16 protein-coding genes and 1 pseudogene are annotated in these 18,006 nt (G+C 33.4%); 12 read left to right on the top strand and 5 right to left on the bottom strand.

Going from position 1 to position 18,006, the window contains the following annotated elements; genetic code table 11:
• A partial coding sequence (locus FJV36_RS09775) for a DUF4372 domain-containing protein (RefSeq protein ID WP_158981057.1) occupies positions 1–146 on the bottom strand: 146 nt, incomplete at its 3' end.
• Positions 147–338: 192 nt separating this feature from the next.
• Between FJV36_RS09775 and FJV36_RS09770 the strand changes: the two genes are divergently transcribed.
• Together FJV36_RS09770 and FJV36_RS09765 are read left to right on the top strand one after the other, a co-directional pair.
• On the top strand, positions 339–2,726 hold the full coding sequence (locus FJV36_RS09770) for a penicillin acylase family protein (RefSeq protein WP_158728743.1): 2,388 nt from the start codon (positions 339–341) through the stop codon (positions 2,724–2,726).
• Between the two features lie 64 nt (positions 2,727–2,790).
• Positions 2,791–4,131, top strand: coding sequence for an NAD(P)/FAD-dependent oxidoreductase (locus tag FJV36_RS09765; RefSeq protein ID WP_158728731.1), 1,341 nt, complete (start codon positions 2,791–2,793; stop codon positions 4,129–4,131).
• Positions 4,132–4,173: 42 nt separating this feature from the next.
• Here FJV36_RS09765 and FJV36_RS09760 read toward each other — a convergent pair whose 3' ends face one another.
• From FJV36_RS09760 to FJV36_RS09750, 3 genes are read right to left on the bottom strand one after another with little or no spacing between them, the layout of a single operon-like run.
• The gene (locus FJV36_RS09760; protein ID WP_158981055.1) at positions 4,174–5,430 is read right to left on the bottom strand and encodes an NAD(P)/FAD-dependent oxidoreductase; all 1,257 of its coding nucleotides are present in this window, start codon (positions 5,428–5,430) and stop codon (positions 4,174–4,176) included.
• A gap of 43 nt (positions 5,431–5,473) precedes the next feature.
• The gene (locus FJV36_RS09755) at positions 5,474–5,836 is read right to left on the bottom strand and encodes a cupin domain-containing protein (RefSeq protein WP_158728733.1); all 363 of its coding nucleotides are present in this window, start codon (positions 5,834–5,836) and stop codon (positions 5,474–5,476) included.
• Between the two features lie 17 nt (positions 5,837–5,853).
• Positions 5,854–7,374 carry a helicase HerA-like domain-containing protein gene (locus FJV36_RS09750; RefSeq protein WP_158728734.1) on the bottom strand — a complete coding sequence of 507 codons (1,521 nt, stop codon included), beginning with the start codon at positions 7,372–7,374 and terminating at the stop codon, positions 5,854–5,856.
• A gap of 373 nt (positions 7,375–7,747) precedes the next feature.
• Here FJV36_RS09750 and FJV36_RS09745 point away from each other — a divergent pair, with 373 nt between their 5' ends.
• From FJV36_RS09745 to FJV36_RS09715, 7 genes are all read left to right on the top strand, one after another.
• On the top strand, positions 7,748–8,566 hold the full coding sequence (locus FJV36_RS09745) for a MotA/TolQ/ExbB proton channel family protein (protein WP_158728735.1): 819 nt from the start codon (positions 7,748–7,750) through the stop codon (positions 8,564–8,566).
• Between the two features lie 85 nt (positions 8,567–8,651).
• Positions 8,652–9,251, top strand: a complete 600-nt coding sequence (locus FJV36_RS09740) for a biopolymer transporter ExbD (protein ID WP_233264942.1) — start codon at positions 8,652–8,654, stop codon at positions 9,249–9,251.
• Between the two features lie 18 nt (positions 9,252–9,269).
• Positions 9,270–9,818, top strand: coding sequence for a biopolymer transporter ExbD (locus FJV36_RS09735; protein WP_158728737.1), 549 nt, complete (start codon positions 9,270–9,272; stop codon positions 9,816–9,818).
• Positions 9,819–9,855: 37 nt separating this feature from the next.
• Positions 9,856–10,656: an energy transducer TonB gene (locus FJV36_RS09730; RefSeq protein WP_158728738.1), complete on the top strand. Its 801-nt coding sequence runs from the start codon at positions 9,856–9,858 to the stop codon at positions 10,654–10,656.
• A 230-nt stretch (positions 10,657–10,886) separates the two neighbouring features.
• Positions 10,887–11,795, top strand: coding sequence for a PstS family phosphate ABC transporter substrate-binding protein (locus FJV36_RS09725; protein WP_158728739.1), 909 nt, complete (start codon positions 10,887–10,889; stop codon positions 11,793–11,795).
• A complete protein-coding gene (locus FJV36_RS09720) occupies positions 11,785–13,485 on the top strand; it encodes a tetratricopeptide repeat protein (RefSeq protein WP_347753179.1) in 1,701 nt (566 codons plus the stop codon). Before FJV36_RS09725 ends, FJV36_RS09720 begins: the two co-directional genes overlap by 11 nt.
• Positions 13,486–13,652: 167 nt before the next feature.
• Entirely contained in the window at positions 13,653–14,285 is a 633-nt protein-coding gene (locus tag FJV36_RS09715) for a 7-carboxy-7-deazaguanine synthase QueE (protein ID WP_158728740.1), read from the top strand.
• A 55-nt stretch (positions 14,286–14,340) separates the two neighbouring features.
• On the opposite strand, the gene FJV36_RS09710 is transcribed toward FJV36_RS09715, so the two are convergent.
• Positions 14,341–15,063 (bottom strand): bifunctional 2-polyprenyl-6-hydroxyphenol methylase/3-demethylubiquinol 3-O-methyltransferase UbiG, encoded by a 723-nt coding sequence (locus FJV36_RS09710; protein ID WP_158728745.1) that lies wholly within the window; start codon positions 15,061–15,063, stop codon positions 14,341–14,343.
• Between the two features lie 73 nt (positions 15,064–15,136).
• On the opposite strand from FJV36_RS09710, the gene FJV36_RS09705 reads away from it, so the two are divergent.
• From FJV36_RS09705 to FJV36_RS16485, 3 genes and pseudogenes are all read left to right on the top strand, one after another.
• Positions 15,137–15,631, top strand: coding sequence for a YkgJ family cysteine cluster protein (locus tag FJV36_RS09705; RefSeq protein WP_158728741.1), 495 nt, complete (start codon positions 15,137–15,139; stop codon positions 15,629–15,631).
• A 63-nt stretch (positions 15,632–15,694) separates the two neighbouring features.
• On the top strand, positions 15,695–16,921 hold the full coding sequence (locus FJV36_RS09700; RefSeq protein WP_158728742.1) for an ABC transporter permease: 1,227 nt from the start codon (positions 15,695–15,697) through the stop codon (positions 16,919–16,921).
• A gap of 53 nt (positions 16,922–16,974) precedes the next feature.
• Positions 16,975–17,175, top strand: a pseudogene (locus FJV36_RS16485) (1-acyl-sn-glycerol-3-phosphate acyltransferase); the annotation flags it as partial.
• Between the last annotated feature and the right edge of the window lie 831 nt (positions 17,176–18,006).

Below are 18,006 nucleotides of genomic sequence, written 5' to 3'. Positions count from 1 at the left end.
AACTGGCAGAAAAGCATTGAAATTAAATGATTCCAACTACTGAATCCTTTATTGTGCTTGTCGGTTTCTTTCCTTGCAACTATTTTGCTGAATTTTGAACGATCTAATTTTGAAATTATTTGAGAAAACAAAGTTATATTTGACATAGAAGAGGGCTTTTTTGTTGTGCAACTCAAAGTTAATTTGAGATACAAAAATTACCCTCTTTTTCTTTTCTTTTTTTAAATGTTTAGGACGCTATTGATTTTAAATTATTTTATTGCATCGTACTCCAGTCGTAATTATTTGTTTCATATCATTTCCAAATCCTATATATTTGTTTTTCAATTTATCCCATGATGAAAACACTAAAAAAATCTCTTTTTATTTTACTGGTACTAGTAGCCGTTTTAGCAGGTTCTATTTTTATGTATGCACTATACTCAAAGCCTACATATGAGGGTGAGCTAGCGTTAAAAAACATTCAAAAAGAAACAACAGTTCATTTTGATGAATTTGGTGTCCCTCACATCTATGCTGAAAATTCAAAAGATGCTATGGTTGCATTAGGGTATGTACATGCACAAGATCGATTATGGCAAATGGAACTAATGCGCCGCATAGCACCAGGCAGGTTGTCTGAAGTCTTCGGATCAGTTGCGTTAAAAAATGATAAATTTTTTGCCGGCTTAGGGATTGAAGAAGCTTCAGTTAAAGCAATAGCAGCATTAGATAAAAATAGTCCAAGTTACCAACTGACAATGTCATATCTTGATGGGATCAATCAGTATTTAGACGAAGGGAAAACGCCAATAGAGTTTAGTTTGATAGGTGTTAAGAAAGAGAAGTTTACTATAAAAGATGTCTATAATATTTTTGGATACATGTCTTTTAGTTTTGCAATGGCTCAAAAATCAGATCCTTTGTTAACAGATATTCGCAATAAATATGGTGCCAAATACCTTAAGGATTTAGGAATAAATGGTGAATTTAATACTACCAAAATAAAAAACGCATCCGAAAATTCTCAAGAGTATGCCGCTATATCTAAATCTATTGCTCAACTTTTAGACCAATCGCCTGTGTCTCCTTTTATAGGAAGTAACAGTTGGGTGATTGCACCTAAGAAAACTAAAAACGGAAAAGTTATTTTTGCTAATGATCCACATATTGGGTTTTCGCAACCGGGAACGTGGTATGAAGCTCATATTGTAGTGCCAGATTTTGAATTGTATGGTTGTTATCTAGCAGGAACACCCTATCCTTTATTAGGACACAATAGAGATTATGCTTATGGATTAACAATGTTTGAAAATGATGATATCGATTTGTATCAAGAACAATCCAATCCTAAGAATGATAAGGAGTATAAAACTCCTAGTGGTTATGGGACATATGAAATTAGAAAAAAAACAATAAAAATTAAAGACTCCACAGATTGTGTTTTGAGCGTAAAAATATCACGACATGGACCTATAATGAATGACTTGATGGATGGCTTAGAGCCTAATAAACCCATTGCATTATCTTGGATTTATACCCAACAACCCATCAATATTCTAGAAGCGGTTTATTCGCTTTCGCATGCAAAAAGCAAAGCTGATTTTAGAAAAGGGGTAGCATTAATAGCAGCTCCAGGATTAAATGTAATGTACGGCGATGCTAAAGGAAATGTGGCATGGTGGGCTACTGGTAAATTGTATAAACATAATAAAGGAGTAAATCCAAACTTCATCTTAGACGGAGCTTCTGGAAAAGATGATATTGTTTCGTTTTTGGATTTTTCCAAAAATCCTTCGGCAGTAAACCCAAGATGGAATTACGTTTATTCAGCAAATAATCAACCGGAACCTATAGATGGATTTAATTATCCTGGATATTATTTACCAGAAGATCGCGCCAAAAGAATTTCTCAATTATTAGATGCTAATTCCTCTTGGGATAAGGAAGCTGTTGGAAATATGATTTTTGATAACGTTTCATCGGTTGCGCCAAATGTAGTCAAGGAGTTGATTGCAAATTGTAGTTCTAAAGCACTTTCTAATACTCAAAAACAAGCAATTTCAATTTTAAAAGATTGGAAAGGCTCTAATAATCTCGATGATGTAGCTCCTACAATCTACAACAAATGGGTATACCTATATATGAAAAATACTTTTGAAGATGAGTTAGGAAAGGAAAAGTTTGAAATGTTCTTAGGTACCAATATTATGAAACAGACTATCGCGAATCAAATACAAAATAAAAATTCTGTTTGGTGGGATAACATCAAGACTAAAAACAATAAAGAAACTAGAGAAAATATAGTATTACAGTCATTTAAGGAGGCTATCGCTGCGCTTGAAAAACAATTAGGCCCGGATGTGTTGGCGTGGACTTGGAACAGAGTACATACTTTAGAACACCAACATCCTTTGAGTAAGGTCGCTGTTTTGAAAAACATTTTCAACGTAGGCCCTTTTGAGGTATCAGGCTCTAGCGAGGTAATTAATAATTTATTTTTCGAGTATAATGGCACTGGTGCGTATGAGGTAAAAGGAGGTCCGTCTACCCGAAGAGTTATAGATTTTTCGGATATTGAAAACAGTTGGAGCGTTTTGCCTACGGGACAATCTGGAAATCCTATGAGTGCTCATTATAATGACCAAGCTGAGTTGTACAATACAGGTAAATTTAGGAGGATGTTGTTAAATAAGGAAGAAATACAAAGGACTTCTACTAAATTAATTTTCACCCCTAGTAAATAATGTTTAATTTGTAAGAGCTTAAACTAATTAATGAGTAGTTTTGCTTAACATATCATCAAAAATAATGCAAACAGCTCAAAAAATTGCAGTAGTGGGTTCAGGTTTAGTAGGAACACTATTGGCGATATATCTAAAAAAATTAGGTCATACGGTTCACGTGTATGATAGAAGTCCTGACATTCGAAATATTCAATTTTCAGGTCGATCTATCAACTTAGTAATGTCTAATAGAGGATGGAAAACATTAGAAGATATAGGTCTTGATGATGAAATACGTGCTATTGGTATTCCTGTAGACAAACGCGGGATACATTTGCAAGACGGAACTTATGTGACTCAAAATTACGGAAAAGAAGGGGAGGCCATTTTTTCACTTTCAAGAGGAATCTTAAATCGTAAAATGATTGATCTTGCTGAAAAAGAGGGTGTTGAATTCTTTTTTAACCAAAAAATATGGGACGTCACCTTAAGTGATGCTACTTTACATATAGGTGAAACGGAACGTGGTGAATGGACAGAAGTTAAATTTGATAAAGTTTTTGGAGCTGATGGTGCTTTTTCACGCATTAGACACAAAATGCAACGTCAATCCATGTTCGATTATTCTCAGGAGTTCATGAAAATAGGGTACAAGGAATTACATATTCCTGCAAATCCCGATGGTTCACATAAAATTGACGCTAACTCATTACACATTTGGCCAAGAGGAGATTTTATGTTAATGGGTTTATCTAATCTTGATGGTAGTTTTACATGTACTCTCTTTATGCCATTTGAAGGAGAAAATTCATTTGAAAAACTAAAATCCGAGAAAGACTTGGTTGATTTTTTTGCTAAATTTTTCCCTGATACTAAGGCTGTAATCCCAAATCTGGTGGAAGATTTTTTTAAGAACCCAACTAGTTATTTGGTTAAAATGAAATGCTATCCTTGGACCTATGATGATAAAGTTGCTTTAATAGGTGATGCCGCTCATGCAATAGTACCTTTTTATGGGCAAGGGATGAATGCGGGATTTGAAGACATTACGATTTTACAAGACTGTATTGATAAACATGGGGACAACTGGCGAGCAATTTTCTTAGAATATGAGCAACTTCGTAAACCAAATGCGGATGCAATTGCAGAATTAGCAGAAAGAAACTTCATGGAAATGAGCTCAAAAACTGCCGATGAGAATTTTTTATTACAAAAGAAAATTGAAAAATGGTTCTCAGACAAACATCCTGATAAATGGACGCCGCTATATAGTTTAGTTACTTTTAGTCTTACGCCTTATGCCGAAGCGCTGGCGCTAGGGGAATACCAAAATAAAATTATGGAAGAAGTGTTAAAGATGGATGATATTGCTACTATATGGGATTCCAAAAAAGTAGAAGATAAAATACTAGAACTTTTACAATAAAACAAAGGGCTCTTTTTTAGAGTCCTTTGTTGTTTTTTTTAGTTATTTTTTTGTGGCGGGTTTTAATAAAACACGCAACGTACTGTCATTATTAAAGTAGCTAAACATCCAGTTTACAAAAATAGAGAGTTTGTTTTTTACGCTCAAAATTAACATGAGGTGAATAAACATCCAGGTGAACCAGGCCAATCGTCCTTGAAAACTAAATTTAGGCAAATCGACAACTGCTTTCCGTTTACCTACGGTAGCCATTGATCCTTTGTCGTGGTATTCATATTCAATTCTTGACGCATTCTTTAAGTCTAATTTAAAATTTTTAGCGAGAATTTTAGCTTGTTCTATCGCTACACTTGCTACTTGTGGGTGACCGTTTGGATATTTAGGTGTAGTCATAAACGCAATATCCCCTAGAGCATAAACAGATTCTAATCCAGCAATGGCGTTAAAACAGTCTACTATAAAACGGTTGCCTCTTGTTAATGCACTTGTTGGTATTCCTTCTAGAGTATTTCCAGTAATACCTGCAGCCCATATTACATTTTTTGAACGGATGATTTCTCCATTTTGTAAGCTTACCGTTTCCCCGTCATAATGACTTACAAGGGTATTGGTCATTACAATCACTCCTAAATCCTCAAGATATTTCTTAGACATTTTTTGGGAGTCAACACTCATTGGATTCAAAACATTGGGTGAACCCTCCAGTAAATAAATGGTAAGTTTTGAGAAATCTTTGTCAGGATAATCTTTTGGGAGTATGTTTTTTTTCATCTCTGCAAGTGCCCCTGCAAGTTCAACACCAGTCGGTCCTCCACCTACTACAATAAAATTCATTAAAGATTGCAATTCATCAGCAGGTGCAATCAAGGTGTCTTCAAAGGTTTGTAAAATTTGGTTGCGCAATTGTATAGCCTCCGGTACTGATTTCATTGGGAATGCATGTTTCTCAATTTCAGTATTGCCAAAATAATTTGTGGTACATCCAAAAGCAACTACTAAGTGATCATAATCAAAATCAGCAATGGTTGTTTGGAGAGTTTTATTTTGAGTATTCACACTAATAACATCAGCAATACGGATACGAACATTTTTTGAATGTTGAAATACTTTTCTCAACGGAAAAGAAATACTTGCAGGCTCCAGTCTAGCAGTGGCTACTTGATACATCAAAGGTTGAAATTGATGGTAATTGTTCTTGTCTATTAGTAATACATCATAATTGGTGTTTTCTAAATCTTGGGCTAGACGCAAACCTGCAAATCCTGCGCCTACAATAACAATTTTTTTTGGAGTGGACATAAATATCGTATTTTAAGACTTAAAGATAATAATAGTATACGGTTTATTCTTCTCTATTAACGTTTTCTATGGAAAAAGCAGGTTTGCAAATAGCGATATATTCACAAGGCTCTTCAAAAGGGTTGGAATATTGCACTCGTGTATTTTTTTCAATTTTTATAGATTGACCCGCTTCAAGAATAACAACTTCTTCTTCTATAATGAATTGTTTTTTACCATGTATAATATAGGTATACTCATCAAATTGTGGAGTTTGAAAAGGTTCAGTCCACTTGGGGGGAGCAACCATGTGTGCAATTGAGATGTCATTGTTTTGAGTTGCAATTAGGCCATGGTGTTCTTCAATCAATTTACCATCGGTTGTTGGGACTACAAAAGGATTTTTTTGGACTAAATATTTTTTCATATATAGATTTTATAGCATTACTTTTTAAATATCTTAGTCAAAATTCCAAAAACTCCTCTGATGAAAGTGGCACTTGTAAGAACTTTTAAAACAGATTTCCCAACAACGCTAGCCGTGCTTGGTTCTTCATTTTTCTCTTTTTCAACTGTTTCTTCCTCAGTGTTTTCAGCTACGCTTTCATTGATCTCGTTAATCTTTTTTTGCAGCATTTCATAGGCGCTTTCTCTGTCTACCACAGCGCTGTATTTAGAGACAAGTTTCGAAGTATTGTTAATAGCGTTAATTTCATCTTCTGTTAAAATATCCATTCGGCTCATAGGTGCTCGCATCATGGTTGCAGCAAGAGGAGTAGGGATGCCCTTTTCGTTTAATGCTGTAACAAGTGCTTCTCCAATGCCCAAACTGGTAAGGACATCTTCGGTGGTGTAATATTCAGAGGTAGGATAATTATCAGCAGTTTGTTTGATGGCCTTTCTGTCATTGGCTGTAAAAGCCCTTAGTGCATGCTGAATTTTTAAACCTAATTGAGCAAGAACACCACTAGGGATGTCCATAGGGTTTTGAGTTGTGAAATAAATTCCAATACCTTTTGATCGAACTAGTTTTACAATAGTTTCAATTTGTTCTAATAATGTTTTGCTAGCTTCGTTAAATATCAAATGCGCTTCGTCTATAAAAATGACAAGTTCAGGTTGTTCAGCATCTCCTTTTTCAGGCATCTGCTGGTAGATCTCGGCTAATAAACTCAACATAAAAGTCGAAAACAATTTAGGTTTGTCTTGAATATCTGTTAGGCGTAAAATGTTTACGTATCCTCTGCCTTTTTCATCGATCCGCATCAAATCATTGATATCAAATGACATTTCGCCAAAAAACAAGTCGGCTCCTTGTTGTTCAAGTTCAATTATTTTTCGCAAGATAGTACCAGTTGTTGCAGTAGATATCTTTCCGTATAATTCCTGAATCTCTTCTTTGCCTTCTTCAGTGATATAGTTGATGACCTTTTTGATATCTTTTAAATCGAGCAATGGCATTTTATTGTCATCACAATATTTAAAAATCACAGCTACAACTCCAGCTTGAGTATCATTTAAATTAAGTATTCTAGAAAAAAGGACTGGCCCAAATTCTGAAACAGTGGCTCGCAATCGCACTCCGTTTTGCTCAGATAAGGTTAATAGTTCGACTGGAAAACTTTCTGTTTTGTACGGAATGTTGATTTTGGCATGACGTTCTGTGATAAAATCTTTTTCTTCGCCCTCTTTAGCAATCCCGCTAAAATCACCTTTAATATCCATCATTAATACGGGAATGCCAAAAGACGAAAGTTGCTCAGAAAGTACTTGAATTGTTTTTGTTTTTCCAGTACCTGTAGCACCAGCAATTAAACCGTGGCGATTAAGTGTTTTTAAGGGTATCTTTATGTAAGTATTTGGTACTACTTCTCCATCTAAAATAGCACTTCCTAGAGTTATACTTTCGCCTTTTGATTGAAAGCCTTGGGTTATGTACGTAGTAAAATCATCGTTTTTGCTCATAATAAGTTTGAATTTAAATCGTATGCAAGTTATTATATTTTTATAAAACCAACAATTTTAGCGTTTCCTGTACCGTTAGAGGATTTTTGTTATGAAAAACTTAAAATATATTTTTTTTATCGTATTACTCTATTTTGAAATATTATATCAAATTTTCTTAAAATAATAAATTATTTTTTATAAAAGTGGTCGATTAATTATGAATATGAACTGAAATCAAGATATATGTCTTTAGAATGTGTTTTTGAAATAAATTTAATTACAATTAAATAAAAAAAAGTTTTTTTATTTGAACTAAAAATATAAATTTGCCTAACTACAAGTTTAATATAACTAAGATAAATTTATTTAAAACTATTAAAATTAAAAAAAAATGGCAAACGTTAAAAAAGAAAAAGCGGCGAACGGAGGAGGAATGATTTCAGGAATCATTATTGTAGCATGTATCTTTGTTGGATGGTTAATTTGGAATTTCATAATGGGTAACGGTGCTAATTTTGAAGGCGGAGTTAATACAGGTCACCCACTTCCAGGAAACATGTTAGCAATGGTATACAAAGGAGGTCCAATTGTACCAGTTTTGTTAGGATTACTTTTAATGGTTGTTGTATTCTCATTTGAGCGTTTTGCTGTAATTTCAAAAGCAGCTGGTAAAGGAAATCTTGATCAGTTCATGACTAACTTACAAAAAGATATTAAAGCTGGAAACATTGAAGGAGCTATTGCTGCTTGTGACAAACAAAAAGGTTCTGTTGCTAACCCAATCAAATCTGCTTTATTGAAATACCAAGAAGTTAAAAAAGAAGGTTTTGATAGTGAAGCTGCTGCTGAAACAATTCATAAAGAAATTGAAGAAGTTACTTCATTAGAAATGCCAATGTTAGAGAAACACATGACTGTGCTTTCTACAATGGTATCTTTAGGAACTCTTGCTGGATTATTAGGAACTGTAACGGGTATGATTAAAGCATTTAGTGCATTATCTGCTGCGGGTACTCCAGATCAAGCTGCTCTTGCAAATGGTATCTCTGAGGCCTTGATCAACACGGCTACAGGTATCTCTACTTCTGCTTTAGCAATTATTGCTTACAATTTCTTTACTTCTAAAATTGATACTTTGACTTATTCTATTGATGAGGCTGGTAATACAATTGTGAACACATACAGACACTTCAGAAGTGCTCAAAAATAATTAATAATTTATTTTGCAAGAAAGTAGTTCAATTTTTGCTACTGCTTTCTTGTAAATTTTAAAAAATATATTAATGGCTATAAAAATGAAGAAAAAAGCAGGGTCTACGGACATGACTGCTATGTGTGATGTGGCTTTTTTATTGTTGTCTTTCTTTGTAATGACAGCTACGGCTAAAATCCCTGAAGCATTGCCAGTTGATACCCCTGCGTCAACAGTTCAGTCTAAATTGCCAGAAGATAATTTAGCAACTGTTACCATTGGTAAAGGAAAAGTATTTTATGACTTGAAAGGTAGAGAAGTACGCAAGGAAGCGCTACTATTGATGGGTCAAAAATATGGTGTTGAATTTACTGAAAGTGAAACAGAGACATTTGCATTGATGGAAGGTGTTGGTGTGCCAATTGCTAACTTGAAACAGCTTATTGCAATGAAAACTGCGGATAGAAACAAACCAGGTGTTCAGCCAGGTGTACCGAAAGATTCTCTAGATAATCAGTTAAAAGAGTGGATTTATAACTCTCGTATAGCTAATATCAAAGTGAACGACAAAGAATTGCAAATAGCTATAAAAGGTGATGCAAAAGAAGAATATCCTGCTATTAAAAAAGTAATGGATATTTTACAAGAACAAAAAATCAATAACTTCAATTTGGTTACTGGTTTGAGAGCAACTGAGAAATAATTATAAAAATACACTAAAATGGCTGAATTAAATACTGGCGACGGTGATGGCAAAAAAGGTGGTAAAGTAAGAAGTAAAAAATCCAATTCAAAAGTAGATTTAACTGCAATGGTGGATTTAGCTTTCTTGTTGATTACGTTCTTTATGTTGACAACTACTCTGTCAAAACCACAATCTATGCCTCTGGGTTTACCAGATAAAGAAGAGGATAAAACCAAGGAAAAACCAATTAAAGTAGATGAAAATCGTACTTTAACAGTAATGTTAGGTGACAACAACAAGATGGTGTATTACATGGGGTTGTTAGCTACACCGATCGCTGGTCCTGCAGATATAGCGTATGGTAAAGAAGGTATCCGTGCTGAGTTATTAAAAAGAAAAAAATCAGTAGTCGAATATACAGGTGATAAAGATAAGGGGTTAATTGTAATTATTAAACCAGGGAAAAAATCAAATTACCGTAATCTAGTAGACATACTCGATGAAATGGCTATAGTAGGTGTTCCTACAAATGCTATTGTTAATGATTTCTCACCAGAAGAATTAAAATTGTTAGAAAGTAATTAATATTTTCAATTACTCAATAACCTAATAATTAAGAAAAATGAAATTAGATATATTCACAAACCAATGGCTTGATATTGTTTTCGAAGGTCGTAATAAGGCATACGGTGCTTACGATCTTAGAAAAACGAATAACAAGACTGCAACTAAAGCCCTTATATTTGGTGCTGTAGTATTTGCTTTTGCGGTTAGTATGCCACTTATTTTAGGTTTACTACCTGATTCTTCTGATGGTGATGAAACTTTAGATACAAAAATTGTTAGTATCAAGTTGCCTCCTAAAAAAGAAGAAGTTAAGAAAAACCTTCCGCCACCGCCACCACCGCCACCAAAAGTGGATCAAGTGAAATTTGTTAAGCCAGTTGTGGCAAAAGCAGATGAGGTTACTGAAGAACCGCCAAAAACGGAAGAAATTAAAGATAAAAAACTGGGTGCTGAAACTATTAAAGGAGATCCAGATGCTGTTCTTAGTGTAGAGCCTGTAGGTACAGGAACTGCTGCAGTAGTTGAAGAAGCTCCAGACAATACAGTATATAGTACTGCAGGTATTGAAGTGAAACCTGACTTCCCTGGTGGGATGGATAAGTTTTACAAATTTGTTGGTAACAATTATGTAACTCCAGAAGAAGAAGGATTAAAAGGTAAAGTTTTCGTGTCATTTGTTGTTGAAAAAGATGGATCTTTAACAGATATCAAAGTTATTAGAGATATTGGTTATGGAACTGGTAAAGAGGCAATTCGCGTATTGAAAAAATCTCCAAGATGGTCTCCTGGTGTGCAGAATGGTAAGCCTGTTAGGGTTTTGTATTCGTTGCCTATAAATATTCAAGCAGCAGAATAATGTTGAACAACATAGTAAACAATATTAAGAAGAAATCGCTTAGAGAGCGATTTCTTCTTGTTTTAGGAATTTTGTTTTTTCTATTATATCTTATTCTAGGATTGTTTATAATATTCATGAATAACTTTCCGTTAGATATGGATAGGATTTATCGTGTTGCCTTTGGTGTTATATTGATAGCGTATGCATCTTTTAGATTTTTTAGAATTATAAATAGCAACAATTAGTTTATGAAAAAATTATCTATTTTATTCTTGTCTCTTGCAGTCATTGTGGCTGTGTTTTATTCTTGTAATAAGTCAAATAAAGAAGAGACTATCTTAAAGGGTAATGCTACAATTTATGTGGATGAAACTTTAACTCCTATTGTTGAAGACCAAGTGGCTGTTTTTGAAAGTGAGTATGATGCAAAGATTAATTTGACATCAAAATCAGAATCAGAAACTTTGAATTCACTCTTTAACAAAACGTCAGCTATTGCAATTCTTTCTAGGAATTTGACACCAACAGAAATTAAAATATTCAAGCAAAGAAATATTAATCCTAAAATAACTCCATTTGCTACAGATGCTATCGCGTTTGTATCAAATAGTAACAATAAAGATTCTCTTATTGCGTTACAAGATGTTTTGCATTTTATGCAAGGCAAAGCGGGGACTAAAATTAAGGGTTTGGTATTTGATAATTTAAATTCAAGTACAGTACGGTATTTAAGTGATTTAGCAGGAATTAAAGCGATACCTGAAAATGGTGTTTTTTCATTTAAAACAAATGATGAAGTGATAAAACACGTAGCTGCAAACGATGGCTTGATAGGTGTTGTAGGTGTTAACTGGCTCACGCAACCTAAACCTGCCATGGTAGATTTCGTTGAAAAGGTTCGTGTTTTAAGTGTGAAAGGATTAAAAGATAATGGGTATTTTTATCCATCTCAAAATGATATTGCCGAAAAGAAGTATCCTTTGGCACGTGATTTGTATATTATAAATTGTCAGGGATTCTCCGGTTTAGGAATGGGTTTTGCATCGTTCGTTGGTGGGGATATCGGACAAAGAATAGTATTAAAATCAGGTTTGTTACCTGTACGTATTCCTACTAGGAAATTTACTATAACTAATAGTCAAAAAGATGAAAAATAAATTAACTACAATTAAGATGAATAAATTCTCAACATTGAGCGTGGCTATTTTAGCAACAGCTTTTACTACACAAGCTCAAGATATTAATCAAGCAAAAAAAGCTATCGATGCAGAGCAATTCGAAAGTGCTAAGTCTATCTTGAAATCAATTATCAAAGCAAAACCAACTAGTGGTTCTGCATTTTTTACTCTTGGTAATGTATATTTAGAACAAAATATTCAGGATTCTGCAAAAATATTTTTTGACAAAGGATTAACAGCGTCAGAAGATGGAAGATTAAATAATATTGGTCTTGGCCAAATGGATTTGGATAAAAATGATTTGACTTCAGCGCAAGCAAAGTTTGCTCTTGCATTAAAGGACATAAAAAAGAAGGATATTCAGGAGTTTATTTATGTGGCAAGAGCATATATGAATGCTGAAAAACCAGATTTTAAAACTGCTATTACAACTTTGACTAATCCTTCCATTAAAAATAATCAGGATGCGCAATTGCAATTAGCTCTTGGAGATGCTTATTATGGTGATGGAAAACAAAATGAGGCTTATGTTGCTTACAGAAGCGCTTTTCAGTTAGATAATACACTATTAAAAGCAAAAATGCAGTTAGGAGTCTTGCTAAAAGGTGCAAAGTCTTATGATGAAGCTTTAAAAGCGTATGACGAAGTTATTGCGTTGAATCCAAATTATGGTCCTGTTTACAGAGAATTAGCTGAAACGTATTATAAAATTGCACGTAATAAACCGTCACAAGCTGCTGCAAATTATAAAATTGCTTTAGGTCATTATGATAAATATATGTCATTGACGGATTATTCACTCAATTCAAGAATGCGTCGTGCGGATTTCTTGATTTTGATTGAGGATTACGCTGCACTTGAAGTAGAAGCAAACAAAATGAGTGAGCTTGATAAAGTAAATCCTAGAATTTACCGTTATTTAGGTTATGCAGCTTATAAAAATGGTAATTTAGATGTTGCGATTAAGGCTTTAGAGGGTTTTATTAGTCTTCCTGGAAATAAAGTTATCGCTTTAGATTATTTGAACTTAGGTTTAAGTAGAATTAAAAAAGCAACAAGTGCAGATGGTCTTTCAGTCGATACAGCAGGATATACGCAAGGTTTAGCGGATATTAAAAAAGGGGTAGAAATGGAACCGCTAGCTGTTCAAAGTTTAAGCGAAGTTGGTAAAAAAATGTTCTCTCAAAAATTGTATAACGAAGCTGCGGGTGTTTTTGAATTTGGAGCTAATATTAAAGATTCTACTACATTTCTTGATGATAACGTGTATTACGGTTTAGCGATTTATTATGCAAACATCAATAAAGCTAAAGAAGGTAAAGCAGATACTACTGCATTACAAAATGCTGATGCCGCATTTGAAAGAGTTTTAGCAGCTTCACCAAATTATTTGGAGGCGTATCTTTACAGAGCTAGAACCAACAGATTGCTTGAAAAAGATGATGTAATGGTTAAAAACTACGAGGATTATGTAGCAAAAGTTACAGCTCTTGGTGATGCAGAGCAAGCTAAACCAGCGGTTAAGACTAAGTTTATTGAAGCTTACAATAATATAGCTGCAAGTTTTGCAAGCAGTGATAAAACTAAAGCTATTGAATATTTTAATAAAACATTAGCTCTTGATGCTGCAAATAGTTACGCATCTGAGTCTTTGAAAATATTAAAATAATTTTTCAAATTAAGTTATAAACCGGTAGTATTCGCTACCGGTTTTTTTATGCCTTTATCTTGGTGAATTCGCAAAGGTTAGTTTTCAGGATTTACAATTTATAATAGGTAGTTGTTTTTAAAACTTCTCTTTTCAAATTCCCTATCTTTGCACTTTAAAAAATTAGAATGTTATCAAAAGAAATACAATTAGAGATTAATAAAGGAGCAATGCTCCCGTTGATGGAGGAATTTTATACCATTCAAGGAGAGGGCTCTCATACAGGTACTGCTGCCTATTTTATTAGAATTGGCGGTTGTGATGTAGGTTGTCATTGGTGTGATGTTAAGGAAAGTTGGAATGCAGAGTTGCATCCGCCTACTGCAGTAGATTTAATTGTAAGTAATGCTAGTAAATATGCCGAAACTGTTGTGGTTACAGGGGGTGAACCTTTAATGTGGGACATGACATTATTGACGCAAAAATTGAGAGACAATAATAGAAAAGTTCATATTGAAACTTCTGGTGCGTATCCTTTAACAGGTTCTTGGGATTGGATTTGCTTATCTCCAAAGAAGAATAAACTACCTACTTCAACAGTCTATGAAGCTGCTCATGAATTAAAAGTTATAATTTATAATAAACATGATTTTATTTTTGCTGAAGAGCAAGCAGAAAAAGTGTCGGCTAATGCTATTTTATTTCTTCAACCAGAATGGAGTAAAAAAGAAGAAATGACTCCATTAATCGTAGATTATGTGATGCAAAACCCAAAATGGCGCGTTTCTTTGCAAACACATAAATATTTGAATATCCCATAAGGACATTTATTTGATAATGCAGTTTTTTCAGTTTGAGTAGAAACTTTTTTTTGTTTTAAGGTAAATGTGTGAGTTTTGCTAAATAATCAAAATGTTCCCCTTCTTGAATTAATTCACAATGTAACCCATTAGCATGAGCCGCATTTTGTAGTGTGTTATAATCTAAATAGAGCCAATTAAACGCGTTTTCTATTTCGTTTTTATATTTTATTTTAAATGTAATTTCGCCATAATAGCCGTTGCTAGGAATCCATTTCCCTCCGTCTTCATCGTTATCAAACATATAAATGATATCCGAAGAATCTATTAAAATTTGACCATTAGGGCTCAGTATTTTTTTTAGTTGTTTCAGGTATTTAGGTATTTCTTTTATAGTGCCAAAGATACCTGTTCCGTTCATTAATAATAAAATGGTATCGTATAGTGGTTCATTTTCATTGATGTTCAAATCTAAAATGTTCTGTACGGTTGCATTATGTAGACCTCTAAGCTTGCAGGCTTCAATGGCGTTATTTGAAATATCAATTGATTGTACGTTTAGTTTACATTCGTTTTGTAAATACAAACTATGACTTCCTGCACCACAACCCACATCTAGAACAAGTCCTTTTGATAATTGCATTGCTTTTTGTTCAATAACAGGCATCTCATCATAAGAACGAAACAAGTAAGCAATATTCATTTCATCTTCTTCGGATATTGAAGTTTCAGTAATTAAATCTTCAGGCGAATTATTTGTTACATAATCGAGAATGGCTCTGCCAAAAAGGTCTTTCATCATTTTTTTAAATCTTTATCATTTTCAGATGTCAAGTTTGTTACTTTTGTAATTCAAATTATAAATCTGCAACTTGAAAAACATATTAATCAATCTTCCCAAAGAGGCCAAAGATAAGCATATCGAAAACAAAAAGTATTTTGATAAGTTAAAAAAGAAGATTCCAAAGAATTTAGATTATTTAATGCAAGACCTTCACAACGCTGAATTTAAAAAAATGGACTGTTTAAAATGTGCTAATTGCTGTAAAACTACTGGGCCATTATTTACAGATGCCGATATTGAACGGGTTTCAAAATATTTACGTCAAAAACCACAACAATTTATTGATCAATATCTGCGAATTGATGAGGATAAAGATTATGTGTTGCAAAGCGTTCCATGTACATTTTTAGATAATGATAATGCTTGTATGATTTATGATGTTCGTCCAAAAGCCTGCAGGGAGTTTCCGCACACTGATCGAAAAAAATTTCAGCAAATTACTGATCTTACTTTGGTAAATGTTACTATTTGCCCAGCTGCCTTCAATATTGTTGAAGAGATGAAAAAAAAATTACCTTTATAGTATAGTCCTAGGTAATAATTTTATTCCAAACTAGTTTCATAACCTATAAAAGTCCATTTTACTTTGAATTTAGAATATTTCATCGCTAAGCGCCTCGTTTCATCTAAGGATTATAAAAGTAGCATTTCATCGCCTATCATAAAAATTGCTATTTCAGCAATTGCAATTGGTATGATCATGATGATTGTATCTGTTGCTACAGGTATTGGATTGCAACAAAAAATCCGTGAGAAAGTCGCAGCCTTCAATGGTCATATTGTGATTTCTAATTATGATAGTAATCAATCGGATATGACTATGGTGCCTATTACCAATAAACAAGATTTTTATCCAAATTTCTCAGCAGTTCCCGCTGTTACACACATTCAAGCTGTTGTAAGTAAAGCTGGAATCATTAGAACCGAGAGTGCTTTTGAAGGGATTATTTTCAAAGGAGTAGGTAAAGATTATAAGTGGGATAATATAAAAGAGTATTTGGTTCAAGGAAGAATACCAAACACAACCCAAAGCTTAAATGAAGAAGTTGTGATCTCTCAGTTTATAGCCAACCGTTTAAATTTAAAAGTAGGGGATTCTTTTAATACCTTTTTCATGAAAGATAATGGGTATAACTTAAGGAACTTTAATATTGTTGGAATATTTAATTCGGGATTTCAGGAATTTGATGCTACTTATATTTTGGGAGATATAAGGCACATGCAAAAAATCAACAAATGGAAGTCAAGTCAAGTAGGTTCATTTGAAGTTTTTGTTGACGATTTTGATGCTATTGAAGCAATAGGGGAACAGGTTTACGAACAAACAGGTTCTACGCTCGATTCAAAAACCATTACAGAGAAATACAGTTATATATTTGAATGGCTTAAATTATTTGATTTTAATATCATTGTAATACTTATTGTCATGATTCTTGTTGCTACCATAAACATGGTTGTTGCCCTCTTGGTTTTAATTTTAGAGCGAACGCAAATGATAGGGATTCTAAAAGCTTTGGGTGCCAGTAATTGGTCTGTTAGGAAAATATTTTTGTACAATGCTTCATATCTCATTGTAAAAGGTGTGTTTTGGGGTAATTTTATAGGAATTACATTGTTGTTAATTCAGCAACACTTTGGTGTAATTCAACTTCCACCTGAAAACTATTATGTCAATCAAGCACCTGTTTATATTAACTGGACCTATATAATGGCTTTAAATGTTCTTACTGTTTTAGTCTGTTTAATTGTTCTTGTTATACCGTCGTATATAATTACAAAGATATCTCCAGTACGTGCAATTCGTTATGATTGATTTACATATTTATTTTAATCAAATCTTGGTATCAGTTTTTAAATAAAGGATAACGCATAAAAAAGAAAGGCATTCTTCAATCATTTATCATCAAAGAACCACTGGATATTGATTATGACAATGACACCATTGATGAAATTGTAGAAAAAGTAGAATATGCAATTGAGCAACATGCATCTTTCCTGAAAGTAATACCAGCAGAGATCATTCAAGAGCAAGAGGAATTAAACAAAACCCGTAGATGGGAATATTAAATTTTATTTGGGCGTTCCCTTATATAAAACAACAAGAGTAGCAGTTAATCCTGCTACTCTTGTTGTTTTATATAAGGTCGGGCTCTTCGCTACAAGTCCTCGTTCCTTCCTTTCGGTCGTCACTGTGGGCTTTTCGCTGCTATCCCTAACGCGGTTTGAGAATCTAGAAGACGTTTTTTGCGGAGAAGTAAAAACATTACCTATATATAATGATTTATTATGCTGTTTTATTAGTAAACGGTAATACGTATATATAAGAGAGTACAATGTTGTAATTGCAACACCAGGAAATTATTGCTCCCTATATATAGTAATAAAACACTGAAATACTATTCAAAGGCATGATCTCGCTGTACATTTATCAAAAATCAAAAGAACTTAAAAAAGTTTAATTTTTAAGAGTCGTTTAATCAGTGCTTTAGTTTAAAAGTTAAGAAAAGATCAAAAAAAGGCGAATAAAAAGCTTGTAAAAGCGAATAAAGGTTGTAATTTTGCACCCGAAATGACGCAGATGTTCTTTAAATGATTGACAAGTAAAGCAAAGTGATTAGAGATTTACTCTTTAAATAAACTTTAAAAAAAGCTTGTGAGATTTAAAAGAGAAGGTTATCTTTGCACCCCGCAAAAACGGTGGAAGTTCCTTGAGAGATTGATAAGAAATAGAGAAGCAAACGAGATAAATATTATCTCAAAAAAACTTCATGATTTTCTTGCCAGTTAAAAAAGAATAACTACTTTTGCACCCGCTTTGAGAAACAAACGAAAGGCGAAAAAATAGTAAGAATACGTTCCTAGACATATTGAATTGACAGCCGTTTTGTTCGCAAGAAC

This window comes from Flavobacterium sp. I-STPP5a (assembly GCF_009764685.1).
In the GTDB taxonomy this organism is placed as follows: Bacteria; Bacteroidota; Bacteroidia; order Flavobacteriales; family Flavobacteriaceae; genus Flavobacterium.
Note: the sequence above shows the minus strand (reverse complement) of the source record. Positions and strands in the feature narration are given on the sequence as shown.

What these genes read in the sequence shown, in the direction of transcription:
- FJV36_RS09740 (WP_233264942.1), top strand. Translation starts at nt 8,652, where the DNA reads ATGAAGAAAAAAGCAGGGTCTACGGACATGACTGCTATGTGTGATGTG.
- FJV36_RS09750 (WP_158728734.1), bottom strand. Translation starts at nt 7,374, where the DNA reads ATGAGCAAAAACGATGATTTTACTACGTACATAACCCAAGGCTTTCAA.
- FJV36_RS09735 (WP_158728737.1), top strand. Translation starts at nt 9,270, where the DNA reads ATGGCTGAATTAAATACTGGCGACGGTGATGGCAAAAAAGGTGGTAAA.
- FJV36_RS09755 (WP_158728733.1), bottom strand. Translation starts at nt 5,836, where the DNA reads ATGAAAAAATATTTAGTCCAAAAAAATCCTTTTGTAGTCCCAACAACC.
- FJV36_RS09720 (WP_347753179.1), top strand. Translation starts at nt 11,785, where the DNA reads ATGAAAAATAAATTAACTACAATTAAGATGAATAAATTCTCAACATTG.
- FJV36_RS09770 (WP_158728743.1), top strand. Translation starts at nt 339, where the DNA reads ATGAAAACACTAAAAAAATCTCTTTTTATTTTACTGGTACTAGTAGCC.
- FJV36_RS09745 (WP_158728735.1), top strand. Translation starts at nt 7,748, where the DNA reads ATGGCAAACGTTAAAAAAGAAAAAGCGGCGAACGGAGGAGGAATGATT.
- FJV36_RS09730 (WP_158728738.1), top strand. Translation starts at nt 9,856, where the DNA reads ATGAAATTAGATATATTCACAAACCAATGGCTTGATATTGTTTTCGAA.
- FJV36_RS09715 (WP_158728740.1), top strand. Translation starts at nt 13,653, where the DNA reads ATGTTATCAAAAGAAATACAATTAGAGATTAATAAAGGAGCAATGCTC.
- FJV36_RS09725 (WP_158728739.1), top strand. Translation starts at nt 10,887, where the DNA reads ATGAAAAAATTATCTATTTTATTCTTGTCTCTTGCAGTCATTGTGGCT.
- FJV36_RS09765 (WP_158728731.1), top strand. Translation starts at nt 2,791, where the DNA reads ATGCAAACAGCTCAAAAAATTGCAGTAGTGGGTTCAGGTTTAGTAGGA.
- FJV36_RS09710 (WP_158728745.1), bottom strand. Translation starts at nt 15,063, where the DNA reads ATGAAAGACCTTTTTGGCAGAGCCATTCTCGATTATGTAACAAATAAT.
- FJV36_RS09760 (WP_158981055.1), bottom strand. Translation starts at nt 5,430, where the DNA reads ATGTCCACTCCAAAAAAAATTGTTATTGTAGGCGCAGGATTTGCAGGT.